Below are 15,824 nucleotides of genomic sequence, written 5' to 3' on the forward strand. Positions count from 1 at the left end.
CGGCTTACCATGCTGACAACAATTCTTTTACAGGCACCGGTAGTCTCATCGGTTGAGGTGGCCACCGAGCAATTGTTCGCCACGATGCGCCCGCACTTCCGCGACTTCATTGCACTGGCGCAGGCGGTGGGGGGCGTAGGTGCGCTATGCTACGTTTTTGCCCGAATCTGGCAGGGTATGCTAACGCCACCCATCGATATCTACCCGTTGCTGCGGCCTATCGCGCTATTTCTGGCGTTGGTTGGCTATCCGTTCATCGTGGACGGACTCACGGGCCTCGGCCAGTCGCTGGACAGTGGCACCTCAACGCTGGTCAACGACAGCCGACAGGAAGTTAAGATTCTGAATGCGCAGAAGGATGCTCTGCTCAAGAAGAAATGGGAACAGACCAATACGGAGATCATGACGGGTGAAGGCAGCGACTGGCTGGCCACCGCCCAGAAAATTATACCAGGTGTGGCACTAGGTCGGTTAGCGGCCAACGCCATGCAGTATGGTATGAGCGTGTGGTTTGACGAGATGATCCGCTGGGTATCGGAAATGCTGTACACAGCCGCGGCGACTGGCCTGAAGGTCATTCAGACATTCTTTCTGCTCATTCTCTTCATCGTCGGGCCGCTGACTTTTGGGCTTGCTTGTTTCGATTGGTTTTACGGATCGCTGGCTACCTGGTTTGCGCGGGTGGTTCACGTGATTTTGTGGATTCCAGTGGCCAACATCTTCGGTGGCATCATTGAGCAGGTACACATCACCATGCTCAGAATCGACATCGCTCAGTTGCAAAACACCGCGCCCGAAGCGACTGTCGGCACCGACTTTACGATGATTGTCTTTTACGTCATCGGGACCATTGGCTACCTGCTCGTGCCGAAGGTTACCGGTTGGATACTCGAATCGGCGGGCGTTGGTAGCGGGGCTACGTCAGCCGTGCAGCCCATCGCGTCAGCCGGCAGAACAACGGCCAACGTAGGCAGTGCCGCAACTGGGGCCGTTATTGGCAATGTATCCGGTCGATATCAACGGGCAATCCGCTAATTCCATCCAACTATGCAAACTAATTTTAGATACCTGACCAACCTTGAATCCTCTTTTCGGCTGATCCGCTTTGTGGCCATTGCCGTCATAGTACTGTCGGTTGCCTTCGCGGCGGGCATCGCTTGGTGGGCGTTTGATACCGTCAATAAGAGTCGTGAAAAAATTTACGTGCTCGACGGGAGCAAGTCGCTAACGCTGGCCCTGGCGCAGGACATGAACGTGAACCGCTCCGCCGAAGCGAAAGACCACATTCGGGCGTTTCACCGGTTGTTCTTCAATCTCGACCCCGACGAAACAGTAATTGACTCACACGTGCATGAGGCTGCTTACTATGGTGATGCCTCTGTGATGCGGCTCTACTCGGATTTAAGGGAAAAAGGGTACTTCAGCCAGCTCATTCAGGGCAACGTCATTCAGAAAGTGGAAATCGATTCCATCACGTTGACGGGCAGCCAGTCACCATTTACGGCCCGAACCTACGCCCGGCAACTGCTGGTACGGGCCAATACGATTACGACGCGCCGACTCGTAACGGAGTGTAACCTGATCGACATTGACCGGTCGGACAACAACTCACACGGCTTCATGATCGAGCGGTTGAAAGTGCTGGAGAACCGCGATCTCGAAACCATCACCCGTGACTAACACGATGCGCCCAACGAACCTACTACGGCCTACGTTGCGCCGGGCGTGGTGGCCATCGGCCCGGTGGTTACTACGCCAGGTACGTCGGTGGGAACAGCAGCCGCTTATCCGCCGACGTACTGGACTGATGCTGGTCTTTGTCGGCCTGCTGGGTACGTTGGTACTAAGTGTTCGCTACGCCCGGCTGTATTTATTCAATGAATCCGTAAACAACGTACCCTATAAACAACCCTCCAACTATGGCAACCCTCACGCAACCCAGTCATCACAAGCGCGACGTCCGTGATCTGTTCTCGGATCAACGGTTTCGGCTGGCCCTCGCCTTGCTCGCGCTGGCGATTGCTGCCCTGCTCATCTACCTGGTTAAAAACCGCAAGGAAGAACCGCTCGAAGCCAATAACCTCAACACAACGGTACCCTCGGCAACGGTTGATTCTATACCAAAATCAAAATTAGACGTAATGGCGCAGGCGCAAGCCCACGAGTCAATGCCGATGGCTATGCCAGGCACTGATACGCCAACCTCACTAACATCAGTCGGCACAGGTATGCAATCACCAAGCAGCCCAGTGGTTTCCCCTTCGATGGCACTTCCCGGTATGTCACTGCCCAACGGTGGGGGAGGGGGGGCGGCACCCGGCGCATCGGTACCCGGCTCCCTTGACCGTTACATGTACCGTAAATCGACCCCGTCGGATGAGGACTTCAAGACGCTGAGCGATTACTACGAACCGGATGGGGCCGGTACTGACGTAGCTACCGCCCCGCGCTCATCGGCCCGTGCGCGGTCGGTTTCTACTCGTGACGACGATGACGAGGTGGCCCCGGTATCGCCTGCGGTGCAGTACAAAAAGGCGCAGGACCTCAACCGGCTGAAATCATTGTTGGAAGAGTATAAGCGTGACAAAGAAGAGAAGGCCACTGCCCGACAGGAAGCCGAACTGAAACCGTACAAACTCGCTCAGTCTGATGTCGTGAGTGGCCTGGACGGTATCGACCGGTCGCGCAACGGATTTTATGGGCTGTTCTCGCAGGAGTCTCGTCAGGAAGGCGAAGCCCGCGACGAAGCCATCAACGGTACGTTCCGGGCAGTCATCAACCAAAATCAAACCGTCATAAATGGCGGGCGGGTGCAACTGCGCTTACTCGAAGACATGACAATTCAGGATATGGTCATTCCGAGAGGGACACTGGTGTATGGCGTTGGCAACTTTGGGGCCGAACGGGTATCGGTGCAGGTCTCGTCGGTACAACTTCATAACCGAATCTATCCCATCAAACTGTCAGTATACGATATGGACGGGTTGCCAGGCATCTACGTACCCAACGTAATTGCGGTTCAGGAAGGACGGTTGGCTACCGCGCAGGCAGTAGGCGGCATCAACGTCAGCACACCAACGGGCAGCAACATCGGTCAAGCTGCGGCAGCGTCGGCAGCACAGGCGGGCGTTCGGGGGGTGCAAAACCTATTTCAGCGCAAGGCTCGGCTCCAGAAGGCCAGCCTTAAAGGCAATTACTACGTTTTACTGCGCTAACTAAAAAACTACATTACTATTTTTTAGTATTACTGTAATTATGAAGAAGATCATTTGTCTGTTGCTGATCGGCAGCGCGTCGCTCACCAACCTGTACGCACAAAAACGGGCCACCTACGCTTTGATTAAACGCCGCCCCGCAAGCACAGCAGTAGTAGCGACCTCAACGAAGGCACCGGCGACAGTGCCGGTAGCACTTAATCCAACAACGAGCATTGACCAACCGACCCCCGTAAGTGCTCCCGCGTCGCCGACTACGCTGCTACCAGAAATGCCTGCCCCAACCGCGCAGGTGATCCGGTCGTATTCTGTCGAACTGGCGTTTAACAAAACCGTGTCGATTATCTTCCCCGCCCCGGTCCGCTCGGTGGACCTCGGTAGCCGCGACATCATCGCCGACAAAGCCGCCGACGTAGAGAACGTACTGAAGGTAAAAGCGAACCAGATTGGTTTTAACGAGACCAATTTCTCTGTTATCACGGCTGACGGCAAGTTTTACAGTTTTATTGTCAGCTATAACGAAAGCCCGGCTGCGCTGGCACTCAACCTGACAGTGGCTGGCCAACCGATAACCGGTACGGGTAATGAAGCGAAAAGCGGATCGGTGCACTTCGCCGGTGCGGCGGCTTTGCAATCGGACATGGCCGTAGCCAGTGACCGGATTCTGCACAAAGCCCGGCGATTTCGGCGAATTGGCGCAGAGGGCAGTAAGATGGCCGTGAAGATGAGAGGGGTGTACGTGAAGGACAACGTGCTGTACTACCGTTTAACTTTCAACAACAACTCAAACCTTAACTACGACCTCGACTACGTGCGCTTCTTCATCGTCGATAAGACCGTGGCCAAAGAAGCCTCTCACCAGGAGATCGAGGTACGTCCGATCTACATCCACAATGACCCAATCCGCACTGTAAAAGGCCACTCGCAAGCCGAAAAGGTCTATGCCTTTCAGCGGTTTACTATTCCCGCTGACAAGGTATTGCAGGTGCAAACCGGCGAACAGAACGGCGGTCGGCAACTGGCTTTTGTGGTAAATAATCGGCTTATTATGAATGCTAAAACGTTATAAGCATTTTTGTTGTTATGGAGCACCACTATTACTGTTAGTGATGCTCCATAGTGTTGACTCTACCGGGGTTATATAAAATCGATCACACACTAGCAAAAATTAAGATGAGAAACTGCATAATTTGTCGTAAACAGAAAAAAGAAACAGAATTTAATGATGAGCACGTCATTCCCCAAGCGATTGGTGGTTACTATCATATCTATACCGTATGTATAGGTTGTAATAGTAACCTTGGAAATAAAATAGATGTCAAATTAACTACTCATTCCTTGATTAACTTTATTCGTTACGAATTAAAGATGTCAGGTTATAGCGGCCGGTTACCTAACCCGCTTATTGGCGACTATGAGATACCTGGTCAAGATAGGCAACGTGTGCGATTAGAGCTTGACCCGATGGATCGTTTAATTCCGAAGGTAGTGAGAAATATAAAGCAAATTGACGGATATGGCTCTTTTAAGCTCATTATCGACCAGAGCGAAGTGGCTGATAAAGATACCATAATAGCTAAATTTCTAAGTAGGAGAGGCACATCGACTGAACAAATTCAGTCTATACAGTTCGAAAACGTATCAGCAAAACCAACGTTACATGGTCAATTAAAAGTTGATACAAATGGATTCAAAATTGCGCTTTTGAAAATAGCTTATGAATTTACCGTTTCTGAAATGCCTGACTATTTTGATGATCCACAAGCCAAAAGAATTGCCAAAATTCTGGAGACAGCAGATTATAATGCAGTCGATACTGACGTTGAATTTCTCAATAATGGTATTGATAAAGATGTTTTTTCTTTTTTAGATAGATATGTGAATTTTAAAAACAACAATCATTACATTATTTTACTTAATTTTGAAGAGTATGGTTTAGTATGCTTAGTCAATATTTTTGACCTATTTTATATAGCCGTTCGGATGAGCACTCTTTCTTATGACAATGAAATTATTATTGGTAAGAATGATATTGAAAATCATCGGTTCGATATATATAATATTAACAGTATAGTTAAGGAAAGCTGGAATCAAGGTCCGACGCATTTACAGTTTCAGTGTAAATTTATTTCGGATACTGATCATCAGCAGTTCCTCCAACGGCAATCAACCCCAAAATTCGCTCTAGCAGATAATAATGGGGAGACATCGCTTTTCTACTCTGATGGGAGAATTGCCTATCCACGCGCATCTATGATGTTAGATGGTTCTAACATAACACCTGACATTTCATATGACTTAGATAAGGTTATTTTAAAATATCAGCTTGACGAAGAATTATTTGTGAAAGAACTTCCTACTGAACAATTACACCGGGTGCTTGCTGTAATAGAAGAAAAGCCTCCTATTAAACCAATATGATAATATCAACCTAAACGAATTATGATCACAAATTGCATGCAACATGCCTAAAGCACTCAAGCATAAAAACACCCCGTTAGCAAGTGCCGACGGGGTGTCTTGTGATCAATGATAAGTAAGCTGAATTCCAGCCGAGTGCAAAGGTACTTATTTCTCAGGCCACCCACGACGAGGGTTTAAAGCCTACTTCCTGCCACGAACGGAGTAGCCGACGGTATTTGCGTCGGCCATTATCTATGAAGATACTGTCGGCCAGCACTTCAACGACGTACAGGTTATGTGGCTTCTGCTTTTGAATACCCAGTAGAATGAAGCGGTTAGCGCACGCTCCGGTTAATTGACAACCATCGAGATAGAAGGCCGCCTGCCGGTCGTACTCGTACTGATAGCAGCTTTCCTCAAACTCTCGCTGGCTGCGGGCGGAGGTCGTTTTCACGTCCACGACCAGGCCCTGTGCCGGGTGGCGAATATCAAGCCGGGCTTTGCAGGGTAGGCCTGTCAGCTCATCGTCCCAGTACTGCGCCGTTTCAATTTGGGCATCTGCTATAATGTGATTGAAGAACGGATTAGCACGCATGACGTCAAGCATTCGCTTGGTAGCCGCAGCTCCCTTGCCAGTCGGCACAGCACCAGCATCTTCTAGAAGCAAATCATGAAAGCGGGTCCCAAACACCTGCGCAGGGCTGTGTTTACGTTGCGGCAGGCCAAAGAGATGATTTTTCAGTTCGGTTAGGTCGCTGTTGGCGATGCGAGGCAATTGTCGGTAATCCATACTTGAGAATAGGGCTGAAGGGAAATAAAGACCAGAGGCAGCTGGGGTAGAGGCTGGTACGGCGGGGGTGCAGGGGGAAGTACCCCCTGCTCGCTACGGCCAGTCAAACGACATGACCATAATTAACGGTTCTGTATATACGTCGTCGATAAACTGCACCTTCCGGCGTACTTCATCGACCGTCATTTTAGGCGAAATGGTGTTGCCCCTCTTATTGCAGCCGGTAACGATGGCTTTGCCGTGAATGCGTCCGCAGAAGCCTTCGAATCGGAATGCGGGCGGCTGTGGGTCAACTAACAGGGCTTCGTCGTCCACCGTCAGGGCGTCGCCGTTCGGCTGGCGACAAATGATGTCGATGCATTGACACCCGATGTGGTCATAAATAGCGCGTAAGCTGTTGGCGTTTAGCTCGACCTCTTCCACAACTCGGCGCGTGGGGTCAATGCTGATTACCTTAAATGGCTGGGTTATATCAAACTTGCTCATTATCATTGATTGAATTGAAAGGTTTTAAAATTGGTCTCTGCGGTTAGAATGACGTGGCTGTTACCGTCTTCGTCATAGGCGTCAAAACACCATTGGATTGCAATCTCGCGGGGGCTGTACGCGGTGCTGAATACTCGCCCGTCCGTCGTTAGAAACTCATACATGGAAAAGGGTAGGAGGGACCGGACGGTCAGCCGTTGCGCTGTAACCTGTCAGGCGGACAAATCCGGCCCTATTCCTGATTATTGTGTGAGTAAGGCCGTTTCACTGTCGCCGTTGTTGCCCTCGGCGAACGGGTTAAAGAAGTTGAACGCCGTTCTTACGTCGGCTACGTCGGTAAGGGTCTCCTGCCGGAAAAACTTACGGGTTTCGGCGTATGCCTTCAATTCTTGGGTACGTTCCGTGTTGCCGAACTCGTAGCTGAACCGAGCAATGTGATAAATACCTTTCGGCTGAATCTTTGTGTTTTCCTTTTTCTCGGCAGTCGCGGTAATCACCACGTCGGCGAGGGTCATATCATCATAATACAGTGGCTCAATCAGGCGGAAAATATTGTCCACTGAATACCCATGAAAGAGTACCGCCGAAACGCAGTCCTGCGCGTCAATAAAGAAGATTTCGGCCCAATTTTTCGTACCCATCTTCAAGATGTTATCCGTGAAAATCCGCCATGCCAGCGGCTGAAACGTGAGCGTCTGCCCGATCTTGGTTACGCCGTTGATGTTAAAAACGCCCTCCTTCGCGTCGAACCGATATTGTCGGGGGTGGCCCTCCAAGTACTTGTACTTGCTGACGACCTCACCCGTTAGCGGGTGGACTCTCTCCCAGGCCTTTATACCTGTGGCAGCATGTATTTCAATAGGCATTACTTCGGGAATGCTGTCGATGGCTTCCATAGTTGAGGTTTGATTAATTGAATTGGTGTTGTTTACTGCCACTGTAGGGGTGCCTTTGCTGGTCGCTTTCATATGCACTGATGAAGTTTTAGTTTAGAAGAATGGCCCGGTGGTTGCCCAGCCGGGCCATCTCAGGATTAATCGTAGTCAGGTTCGTACTCGCCCGCTTCTTCAAATGCGGCTTCCTCAATGGCCTTCTGATCGTCGGCACTTAGAGCATTTACTGGTATCACGTGGCTACCCAACTTGACCGCCTTTATATCCACTTCGGCGGGGTCGCCGGGATGCCAATAATCGGCGCGTGTTCCGGGGGTGTGCTCGAATTCAATTTCCAGTTCGATTTCAAGCGTTATCGTCGTTGTCATAGTCGGGAGATTAGAAACTGAAGTCAGTAAAAAATTCCTCGACAGATGGCATGTACAGGGCTTGTATCATGCTGTTGAGCGTACCCCGTTCTTCGTAGTTGTGGTAGTTAAGGCGGCTGTTCAATAAGCTGATTGTCTCTTGATTGGTGTCTGTCGCTTGCTGCTCGGTTTGTGGTTGGCTGATCGTTGTCATGTGCTTTTCTGTATCATTGATTACTCTGTAAAGATAATACAGAGCACTAATAAATACAATGCACTATAATTATTTATGTACTGTTTTTTACATAGTCTGATCTTTATTTCCCTTAAGCCCTTTTGCTATTTTATGTGTAGGCTGTTTGATGACGAAACGCTCAAATTCAGCATGCGTAACAGGTCCGAGCGACCGCAGGAAGTGAATAGTGGCTTAGCGCAATTCACTGGACTTTGTTGCAGCATTTCGACAAATCAGTACCTTTGCCTTTAGTGCATACTATTTATAAATGCACTAAAATTATGAGCAACGAACAGACGACTCCCGAAGAGAGCAGTGGCCCAGGGCGCCCTAAGTCAAAACTTAGGCGGGAGGAAAAGGCCAACCCAAACGAGTACAAGACGATGCTGCTGGAGCCTTATATGCACCGCGATTTAAAGAAGGTGTCGGCACTACTGGGCAAGAATATGCGAGAGTTCTTGGAGCAGGTCTTCTACAGTAATGAAGAGGTTGTCAGAACGCTGGATAAGATCAAAAAGCTGGAGGAAGACTAGCTGATTATACTAACCTCAATTCGATTCGCGTCTATGACAATGGGGCGTTTTCGTGCCGATTATACGTACACCATCGAGGGTACTATCATTGTTATCGTGGATCTCGACCTTGGCAACCGCAGCGTGACGAACGACATTGAAAACGTTCTCGACGATATCCGGTTGAAGATTGGCGATTTAGCTGGCTACTCGGTTATTTACAGAGATAGTATGAGTCGATGGGACGGTGTTCGGCTGGTTGGGCGAACGGTGTACTTCTATGGACTTGGCGAGACCGACAAAGAGAGTGCTATGAATCGGTTGTTGCATTTAATTGAGGAGTGATCCTATCAGTCAACATTGATACAGTTAACCCTACCCGTGGGGCAACGACTTGAGCCATCACAAGCTATATGACTCCAGCCATGAATTGATCACTGTCTTGTCTTGACGGGACTCAATTATGCGTTGTACCTCCTCCGCCACGGACGACAATAGGTTATAGCCAGTACGTTGCTCGATATAATCCACGCTTACTCGGAATTCAGCCCACTTCTGGCTGCTGATCACCTTATCGTTGGGCATCCAAACGGCGATTACACGAGTCTGATCGTTAATTCGCTGGATGTCGTTGTCACCGACTGGTAACACGACGATGACCTTCCAGAATGCCGCTGGTATGGTCAACTTGCCATCGGATAATTTTTGCACTAAACCCTTGTCGCCCATACCACCTTGTCCGTAGGTGCCGGCGATGATATAACATTTATTTCTCTGATCGATCAGCTTTCGAGTATAGTCTTCCAGTCTGTACCACGTCTGCCGATTGGCTCTGGGAGCTTGTGGAGCTACGTTTGTCAATAAGAATGTACTGCGATTTTCCACAGCCGTGCTGTCTCGATCATCAGAAGGACATAGGTGTCCCCGGTCAAAGTCAGTTGAGTAGTCGTCATGGGTAATGCGACTCATCCCGGTTGGTAACGTTGTGTTCGTTATGAATCGACCGGAATAGCGACTGGCTGTACCCTTCCAAGCGTTGGAAAGGTGCCAGCTGACCCAGTTAGGTATCCCTTTACCGGCATTATATCCAACCACATACGTTCCTTGGTCGATTAGATAATTAGTAAAATCAGTGTTCGCTGCTTCGGATGGGTTGCCCATCGTCAGATTAGCATCTCGAGTAGGCGATGACGCATTATCGGCCCGATCAGGTGAAATATGATGTGGTGTGCAACCAACTGATAAAGCGATAGTAAAAGCCTTCAATGATACTAATCGAGCTAATGAGTTAAGGTGCATTATGCGGTGTTTTGACTTATTGAATAGAGCAGTAATTCAATATATATGGGCAATCGTCATCACTTGTTTTGCAAGAATATATAAAACTTATATTATAGCAACCTGTTTTATGTTTTTCTTTTGTTAAAATGCGCGAAACTCTAACCCTTGATGGTGAGCACATGGTCAAAGCGGGTGTGTTATCCCGGCTCACTATCCCCTTTTATGCATCTTTAATACGAGCCGGATTTCCTTCACCCGCAGAGAATTACGTTGAGCGAGTCTGTGATCTCAACGATTTATGCGTTACAAATCAGGAGGCAACTTATTTTGTCCGGGTGACTGGCGATAGTATGACAGGGGACCGTATTGAACCTGGTGATGTATTGATTGTTGATTGCTCGCGAGAGGCAGTTGATGGGAAAATTGCAGTGGTTTGGTACAATGGGGAGTATACTGTTAAACGATTGTATTACGCTCCGCCACTTGTCGTTCTTATGCCTTCTAATCATAAGTATGAGCCTATCTACGTGCATCCTGATGACGATTTTCGTGTTTTTGGGACCGTTACGTTTGTTATTCAAAAAACGCATTGATTCATATGATTGGATTGCTTGATGTCAACAACATGTATGTTTCTTGTGAACGCAGTTTTGATTGCTCTCTTGATAACCAAGCAGTTGTTGTTCTATCAAATAATGACGGCTGTGTGATTGCCCGTAGTAACGAGGCTAAGGAGTTGGGTATTAAGATGGGTACGCCGTTTTTTCAATTGGATAAGTTGCGTCAGCAACATGACATTCGGGTCTTTTCATCTAATTATACGTTGTATGGCGACATGTCGGCCCGGATTATGGCTACTATTGGTCGTTTTGTCGAACAGGTAGAGATTTACTCCATTGACGAAGCGTTTATGAATTTAGCTAGCTACGAGTCAGTTTACCCGGATTTAAATCAGTTTGGACGAGAACTGCGACAAACTGTTGCACAGTGGCACCGCATTCCTGTTTCTATCGGGTTAGCTCCGACGAAAACGTTGTGTAAGGTTGCCAACTATTTTGCCAAACGGATGGTCGAGCACGAGGGTGTATTACTACTTGACAGACCTGATAAAATTGACGACGTACTGCACGAGTTTGAGGTGGCTGATCTATGGGGCATTGGTTCCCGATATGCGAGCCTGCTTCGTCGTAACGGTATCCGTACAGCTGCCCAGTTTCGCAACGCTCCTGATGACTGGATCAGTCAGCATCTAACCGTAAACGGCCTTCGCTTGGCTTATGAGTTAAGAAGTATACCCTGCAAACTTTTGGAAGTTGAGGTGCTGCCTAAGAAGGCGATTTGTTTTGCGCCTAGTTTTGGTCGATTGATTCCTGACTATAATACGATTGCTCAAGGGTTAGCCACGTACATAGCACGTGCTGCCTACAAGCTTCGTAAGCAAAATTCTGCTGCCGGCACGCTAACTGTTTTTTTGCATACGAATCGGTTTCAACGTTCCCCGAACGGAGAGTTGGCCAAGCAATATTATAATAGTCGTACCGTCGATTTACCACACCCAACGTCGAGTAATGCTGAACTGGTTGCTTATGCTTCAGCAGCGTTGAAGTCTGTTTATCGATTTGGCTACGCTTATCAGAAGGTGGGTATCATATTATCTAACTTAGTACCTGACAACCATCGACAATTGGCTCTTTTTTCTGACAGTCTTGATGAGCGGCTTGTCAAATTGCATCAGGTAACGGATCGGCTCAACCATCGTTATGGGCGTGACAAAGTGCGGTTTGCCGCTCAGGGGTATGACCCCACTTGGAAAATTAAACAGCAGTGGGTGTCGCCTCACTACACAACCCAGTGGAAGGATATACTGGCTGTAAAGTGAATGATCTGTAGGGATTTGAATTAGTGTCTGTATACGTAAATATGTATGGTCTTCGATCATCTACGACAAAATCCTCGTGAGCTACGACAAAATCCTCGTGACAGGGGGCCAGCACTTATTATTTTGTAAATTTTCTTTTTTTGTTTTTTGCTTTTTTTTGCTTTAACTGAAGTGCTACGATTATGCATATAGTTATCCACACTTTTTTTACCCTTATAAGCCGACCTCACAAAATTTGGAAATTTTTTGGTTTATTTACTATTTATGAGACTACGTAACTAATTCATTTACAGTTATTTAGGAGCATCTACTACGACAAAATCCTCGTTTTATACGACAAAATCCTAGTATGAATGCGACAGATTCCTCGTTTTATGCGACGGATTCCTCGTGAGACTACGACAGATTCCTCGTGAACTACGACAAGCAATTACGACTGTCGCTTTTACATGTCGTAATTGTGTATAACTTGCAATTATATATATAGCTTTAGGTAGATGGATCACAAGCTTATAGTTCAGGATAATGCCATTACCAGCGCACGTTATGAGATGAATGCGCTTGAAAAGAACATCATTTATATGATGATGGCTCAGTTGCGCAAGGATGATAGCGCTGACACGATCTACTATATATCGGTTCGTGAACTGATGGATAAAACGGGCACTAGGAACTCTTATGACGACTTCAAGCGTGCAACTGAACAACTAGTAGGCAGGGTTCTCCAGATACATCGGCCAAACGGAAATTTACTGCAAGTGGCCATGATCTCGTCGGCTGAATACATCGTTGGCCAGGGCATAGTTGAGATTGGCCTTGATCCTAAGATTCGTCCGTTCTTCTTCGATCTAAAGCAGAACTTTACCGCCTTTCAACTGCATATGGCACTTAGCCTGGACAGCAAGTATGCCAAGCGGGTCTATGAAATGCTCGCTCAATATCGGAATCTGGGTGAATTGACTATTGATGTCATTGAGTTGAAGCGGCGGCTCTATTTGTATGATGATAAAACGGGAACCGAACAGTATAAGAACTGGGCTGATTTTGAGCGACGCATATTGACGGTTGCGCAAAAGGAGATCAACGACAAAACTGACCTACGGGTAACCTATACGCCCAACAAAGCAGGAAGGCGGGTAGCATCCCTGCATTTCACCATCAAGGCAGGAGCGCAACAGATGGTTATCGACTACAAGGACGAAAACACAGCTTTGTTTAGTCGATTAGTTAATGATTTTAGACTGCGAAAAGAGCAAGCCCAGGCTGTTATTGATCGGTTCAGCGCAGCTGACATCGCTAAGCGATTATATGATATTCAGCTACTTCGTTCTGATAATAAGATTCAGAATATCGGCGGTTATACAGCCAAGACCTTTGGTGTATAATTCACAAAGACTTGGGAATTTGTTCCTTTTCATGATCTGATAGGGTAGGGGTATTGGCCGTCGTGATGAACTGCAACTCGTTTTTTGCATTCAAGAGTAGGGCAACTGGGTAACCAGTAATCTCTATTGGCTGTTGCTGTGCCCATTCATCAAGTTGCTTCCGTATTTGTTCTATTAGAACGGTGTTGGGGTCGTTTGCCCAAACACCTATAAAGCGTTGCAACTTGTAGTGAAAGAACAATACGTCTGGTTTTGATGCCGTCATTGGCAAGCCCGATGCTACTCGTTCTACTAAAGCCCAACCTAGTCGACTTAGCAAACTTTGTCGAGCCTGGGCTACTCGGCTCCGTTGTTTCTCTTTGTCGCCCACTTTTTTTCGTGTAGCAGGCATGGCCAGCAACTGATCTTCGTTTAGCGCAACCTGATAGTAGTAGCGCGATTTGATCAGGCGGTTAAGCGTACGGTATGACCAGGCCTCATCTGCCGCATTGTGTAAGTAAAAGTGCCGTTCCTGCTGATTGTCAATGGCTAACAATAAGCGGTAATGGGTCCACGTCAGTTCAGTGCGCAGATGCTTTCGTATCTCAATGAATTCTCCACGCAGTGCGTGGAGAATTGGAAATGCTAAATAGAACTGCTTGAACCACCATATATTGGACGTTTTGTACCCCTTACCGTAGTGTTGTGTTAGCTCCTGGGATAGAGTTTCAACAAGATGGACACCATAATCCGCCCGATCTTGTCCTTGCTGCTCTGTCTCGACAACGATCCTGCCGATATGCCAATACGCTTCAACTCGTGCAAAATCCGGTTCCCCCCGAACAGCCACGTCATCAAGTGACACGAGCTGCCGAAGAAATTGGTGCAGTTCAATGAGTGAGTCAGCGTTTGGGAAAAGTTGCATAGTTGCCATTGTATCAAAATAAAGATCAGAAAGCAGTTTGTATTATCTTATCGTTAGTTGCGGGACGAAGGCGGTCCACTGGTGGTATCAACTGCATATCGTAAAATTTGATTGATTTGCTCAGCACTCAGGTTGGCCGACTTCACATTTACTTCAACCCCATCAATTGGATGTTGCTCCAACGTAATACTGATCTATGCGTCTGCATTAATTTTAAGCCGGACGGTTTGCTGTAAGTGATCGTCGGGGTGTGCATGGCCTTCAATAAAGAACACTGGCTTAATTGGCTCCATTGATTCTGTTAGTTGTGAGATTGTACATCCCTCCTCTTTTAAATTTCTCGACTTCCATAAATTATACATTACGGAAGTCGAATGTAGTTTATCAAAATACGTCATCCAAACGCTCTTCCGTAGCTCGCGTAAGGCGCATCTGCTCCTGCACTGTGTAGGTGTAGATCTGCGTAGTGGCTGGGGAGGCATGACGCAAGACCCCTTGTGCTTCCTCGATTGTGCCGCCGTTGAGCAAGATATTGACGGCTGTGCTGTGACGAAATGAGTGTGCCGTGTATTCTGGACTGTCAATTCCAATTCCTCGCAGCTGTTCTTTGGCCATCTGACGAATCGTCCGCGTAGTCAGCCGCCCGTCTCGGTTGTTGTTCGAGTGAGAGACAAACAACGGTGCGAGCAAATCTAGGCGTTGCCGAGCCTTGTGCGTGGTCATGGAGATTCGCTGTTTGAGGTACGTTGCGATAGGTTTGTAAGCCTTATCGGTCAGAATGACAAAATCGTCTTTTTCATCCCGACCCTTACCTTGAATCTTCAGTACTCGTTTACCGGCCTTCATCGTGATGTCGCCGACATTGGCCCGAATCAATTCGATGGTACGCAAACCTGTACGCAGCAGCAGATTAGCAATAGCGTGATCGCGTAAGATCATTAGCAACTCTTGACCAGTTACGACGACCTGCTCCGCGTTTTCAGATAGTGGCGACGTACTGGTCAACAAGTCCTTCCCTTGTTGCGCTGTAAGCGGCTGACGGCGAAAATGTCGTTTACGTTTGGGTGACTTTACGCCCCGTGCCACGTTCGGGTACAGTTTGTTCGCTTCAGCCCATTCGTAAAATTTACGCACAGTGGTCAGGTACGAACCGACTGTAAGGCCACTTAGTCCCTTCGCCAGTCCCTCTTCCTTGTATTGAATGATGATCGACCTGTCAACCTGGCTAAGTACGTATCTTTTATTTTGAAGCCAGTTCATGAACAGCCGCAACGTCCGCATATACAGTTCCCGCGATGACTCGACTACATCCTGATCCCGTGCAAATCGGTCGATCAAAGCCTCGATTGACGCATCAACCTGAACGGGCGTGGCACTAGAGGGCGTAACAAGTGTTAAGTTCATCTGATCTGGACTGACAACGATTCTGACACTATAATGATGAGGCGTAGGTTCAACTTACACGACACCACGACTGATAATTGGCTGCATACA

At 48.0% G+C, this 15,824-nt stretch carries 19 protein-coding genes; 11 read left to right on the top strand and 8 right to left on the bottom strand.

Annotation, left to right across the window (positions count from 1 at the left end; all coding sequences use genetic code 11):
* The first annotated feature begins 9 nt into the window (after window positions 1–9).
* The 6 genes from J2I47_RS07755 (at window position 10) to J2I47_RS07780 (ending at window position 5,636) form a co-directional block, all read left to right on the top strand.
* Window positions 10–1,035, top strand: a complete 1,026-nt coding sequence (locus tag J2I47_RS07755; RefSeq protein ID WP_207364004.1) for a TraJ family protein — start codon at window positions 10–12, stop codon at window positions 1,033–1,035.
* Window positions 1,036–1,047: 12 nt separating this feature from the next.
* Window positions 1,048–1,680, top strand: a complete 633-nt coding sequence (traK, locus tag J2I47_RS07760) for a conjugative transposon protein TraK (RefSeq protein ID WP_207364005.1) — start codon at window positions 1,048–1,050, stop codon at window positions 1,678–1,680.
* Between the two features lie 4 nt (window positions 1,681–1,684).
* Entirely contained in the window at window positions 1,685–1,966 is a 282-nt protein-coding gene (locus J2I47_RS07765) for a hypothetical protein (protein WP_207364006.1), read from the top strand.
* A complete protein-coding gene (gene traM, locus J2I47_RS07770; protein ID WP_207364007.1) occupies window positions 1,920–3,215 on the top strand; it encodes a conjugative transposon protein TraM in 1,296 nt (431 codons plus the stop codon). The genes J2I47_RS07765 and traM overlap by 47 nt, the downstream gene beginning before the upstream one ends.
* 40 nt (window positions 3,216–3,255) lie before the next feature.
* On the top strand, window positions 3,256–4,284 hold the full coding sequence (traN, locus tag J2I47_RS07775) for a conjugative transposon protein TraN (protein WP_207364008.1): 1,029 nt from the start codon (window positions 3,256–3,258) through the stop codon (window positions 4,282–4,284).
* Window positions 4,285–4,388: 104 nt separating this feature from the next.
* On the top strand, window positions 4,389–5,636 hold the full coding sequence (locus J2I47_RS07780; protein WP_207364009.1) for an HNH endonuclease: 1,248 nt from the start codon (window positions 4,389–4,391) through the stop codon (window positions 5,634–5,636).
* A 154-nt stretch (window positions 5,637–5,790) separates the two neighbouring features.
* On the opposite strand, the gene J2I47_RS07785 is transcribed toward J2I47_RS07780, so the two are convergent.
* The 5 genes from J2I47_RS07785 to J2I47_RS07805 all read right to left on the bottom strand — a co-directional run bounded on the left by J2I47_RS07785 (window position 5,791) and on the right by J2I47_RS07805 (window position 8,348).
* Window positions 5,791–6,408 carry a PD-(D/E)XK nuclease-like domain-containing protein gene (locus J2I47_RS07785; protein WP_207364010.1) on the bottom strand — a complete coding sequence of 206 codons (618 nt, stop codon included), beginning with the start codon at window positions 6,406–6,408 and terminating at the stop codon, window positions 5,791–5,793.
* Between the two features lie 93 nt (window positions 6,409–6,501).
* Entirely contained in the window at window positions 6,502–6,894 is a 393-nt protein-coding gene (locus J2I47_RS07790; RefSeq protein WP_229374390.1) for a DUF3846 domain-containing protein, read from the bottom strand.
* 242 nt (window positions 6,895–7,136) lie between these two features.
* Window positions 7,137–7,760 carry a hypothetical protein gene (locus tag J2I47_RS07795; protein ID WP_207364292.1) on the bottom strand — a complete coding sequence of 208 codons (624 nt, stop codon included), beginning with the start codon at window positions 7,758–7,760 and terminating at the stop codon, window positions 7,137–7,139.
* Window positions 7,761–7,927: 167 nt separating this feature from the next.
* Entirely contained in the window at window positions 7,928–8,155 is a 228-nt protein-coding gene (locus J2I47_RS07800) for a hypothetical protein (RefSeq protein WP_207364011.1), read from the bottom strand.
* A gap of 10 nt (window positions 8,156–8,165) precedes the next feature.
* Window positions 8,166–8,348, bottom strand: coding sequence for a hypothetical protein (locus J2I47_RS07805; protein ID WP_207364012.1), 183 nt, complete (start codon window positions 8,346–8,348; stop codon window positions 8,166–8,168).
* A gap of 302 nt (window positions 8,349–8,650) precedes the next feature.
* Here J2I47_RS07805 and J2I47_RS07810 point away from each other — a divergent pair, with 302 nt between their 5' ends.
* Window positions 8,651–8,902 carry a hypothetical protein gene (locus J2I47_RS07810; protein ID WP_207364013.1) on the top strand — a complete coding sequence of 84 codons (252 nt, stop codon included), beginning with the start codon at window positions 8,651–8,653 and terminating at the stop codon, window positions 8,900–8,902.
* Window positions 8,903–8,941: 39 nt separating this feature from the next.
* Window positions 8,942–9,226 (top strand): hypothetical protein, encoded by a 285-nt coding sequence (locus J2I47_RS07815; RefSeq protein ID WP_229374392.1) that lies wholly within the window; start codon window positions 8,942–8,944, stop codon window positions 9,224–9,226.
* 57 nt (window positions 9,227–9,283) lie between these two features.
* On the opposite strand, the gene J2I47_RS07820 is transcribed toward J2I47_RS07815, so the two are convergent.
* Window positions 9,284–10,180 (bottom strand): DNA/RNA non-specific endonuclease, encoded by an 897-nt coding sequence (locus J2I47_RS07820; RefSeq protein WP_207364015.1) that lies wholly within the window; start codon window positions 10,178–10,180, stop codon window positions 9,284–9,286.
* A 128-nt stretch (window positions 10,181–10,308) separates the two neighbouring features.
* On the opposite strand from J2I47_RS07820, the gene J2I47_RS07825 reads away from it, so the two are divergent.
* The 3 genes from J2I47_RS07825 to J2I47_RS07835 all read left to right on the top strand — a co-directional run bounded on the left by J2I47_RS07825 (window position 10,309) and on the right by J2I47_RS07835 (window position 13,426).
* Complete coding sequence (locus tag J2I47_RS07825) at window positions 10,309–10,755, top strand: LexA family protein (protein WP_207364016.1); 447 nt, start codon at window positions 10,309–10,311, stop codon at window positions 10,753–10,755.
* 5 nt (window positions 10,756–10,760) lie between these two features.
* Window positions 10,761–12,041 carry a Y-family DNA polymerase gene (locus J2I47_RS07830; RefSeq protein ID WP_207364017.1) on the top strand — a complete coding sequence of 427 codons (1,281 nt, stop codon included), beginning with the start codon at window positions 10,761–10,763 and terminating at the stop codon, window positions 12,039–12,041.
* Between the two features lie 497 nt (window positions 12,042–12,538).
* Window positions 12,539–13,426, top strand: coding sequence for a replication initiation protein (locus J2I47_RS07835; protein ID WP_207364018.1), 888 nt, complete (start codon window positions 12,539–12,541; stop codon window positions 13,424–13,426).
* Window position 13,427: 1 nt separating this feature from the next.
* Here the strand turns inward: J2I47_RS07835 and J2I47_RS07840 are convergent, their stop codons facing one another.
* Window positions 13,428–14,339, bottom strand: a complete 912-nt coding sequence (locus tag J2I47_RS07840; protein ID WP_207364019.1) for a DUF1016 N-terminal domain-containing protein — start codon at window positions 14,337–14,339, stop codon at window positions 13,428–13,430.
* A gap of 375 nt (window positions 14,340–14,714) precedes the next feature.
* On the bottom strand, window positions 14,715–15,734 hold the full coding sequence (locus J2I47_RS07845) for a tyrosine-type recombinase/integrase (protein ID WP_207364020.1): 1,020 nt from the start codon (window positions 15,732–15,734) through the stop codon (window positions 14,715–14,717).
* Between the last annotated feature and the right edge of the window lie 90 nt (window positions 15,735–15,824).

Source organism: Fibrella rubiginis (genome assembly GCF_017353185.1).
GTDB lineage: Bacteria > Bacteroidota > Bacteroidia > Cytophagales > Spirosomataceae > Fibrella > Fibrella rubiginis.

Coding starts and splice junctions, on each gene's coding strand:
- J2I47_RS07755 (WP_207364004.1), top strand. CDS start 10: ATGCTGACAACAATTCTTTTACAGGCACCGGTAGTCTCATCGGTTGAG.
- traK (WP_207364005.1), top strand. CDS start 1,048: ATGCAAACTAATTTTAGATACCTGACCAACCTTGAATCCTCTTTTCGG.
- J2I47_RS07765 (WP_207364006.1), top strand. CDS start 1,685: ATGCGCCCAACGAACCTACTACGGCCTACGTTGCGCCGGGCGTGGTGG.
- traM (WP_207364007.1), top strand. CDS start 1,920: ATGGCAACCCTCACGCAACCCAGTCATCACAAGCGCGACGTCCGTGAT.
- traN (WP_207364008.1), top strand. CDS start 3,256: ATGAAGAAGATCATTTGTCTGTTGCTGATCGGCAGCGCGTCGCTCACC.
- J2I47_RS07780 (WP_207364009.1), top strand. CDS start 4,389: ATGAGAAACTGCATAATTTGTCGTAAACAGAAAAAAGAAACAGAATTT.
- J2I47_RS07785 (WP_207364010.1), bottom strand. CDS start 6,408: ATGGATTACCGACAATTGCCTCGCATCGCCAACAGCGACCTAACCGAA.
- J2I47_RS07790 (WP_229374390.1), bottom strand. CDS start 6,894: ATGAGCAAGTTTGATATAACCCAGCCATTTAAGGTAATCAGCATTGAC.
- J2I47_RS07795 (WP_207364292.1), bottom strand. CDS start 7,760: ATGCCTATTGAAATACATGCTGCCACAGGTATAAAGGCCTGGGAGAGA.
- J2I47_RS07800 (WP_207364011.1), bottom strand. CDS start 8,155: ATGACAACGACGATAACGCTTGAAATCGAACTGGAAATTGAATTCGAG.
- J2I47_RS07805 (WP_207364012.1), bottom strand. CDS start 8,348: ATGACAACGATCAGCCAACCACAAACCGAGCAGCAAGCGACAGACACC.
- J2I47_RS07810 (WP_207364013.1), top strand. CDS start 8,651: ATGAGCAACGAACAGACGACTCCCGAAGAGAGCAGTGGCCCAGGGCGC.
- J2I47_RS07815 (WP_229374392.1), top strand. CDS start 8,942: ATGGGGCGTTTTCGTGCCGATTATACGTACACCATCGAGGGTACTATC.
- J2I47_RS07820 (WP_207364015.1), bottom strand. CDS start 10,180: ATGCACCTTAACTCATTAGCTCGATTAGTATCATTGAAGGCTTTTACT.
- J2I47_RS07825 (WP_207364016.1), top strand. CDS start 10,309: ATGCGCGAAACTCTAACCCTTGATGGTGAGCACATGGTCAAAGCGGGT.
- J2I47_RS07830 (WP_207364017.1), top strand. CDS start 10,761: ATGATTGGATTGCTTGATGTCAACAACATGTATGTTTCTTGTGAACGC.
- J2I47_RS07835 (WP_207364018.1), top strand. CDS start 12,539: ATGGATCACAAGCTTATAGTTCAGGATAATGCCATTACCAGCGCACGT.
- J2I47_RS07840 (WP_207364019.1), bottom strand. CDS start 14,339: ATGGCAACTATGCAACTTTTCCCAAACGCTGACTCACTCATTGAACTG.
- J2I47_RS07845 (WP_207364020.1), bottom strand. CDS start 15,734: ATGAACTTAACACTTGTTACGCCCTCTAGTGCCACGCCCGTTCAGGTT.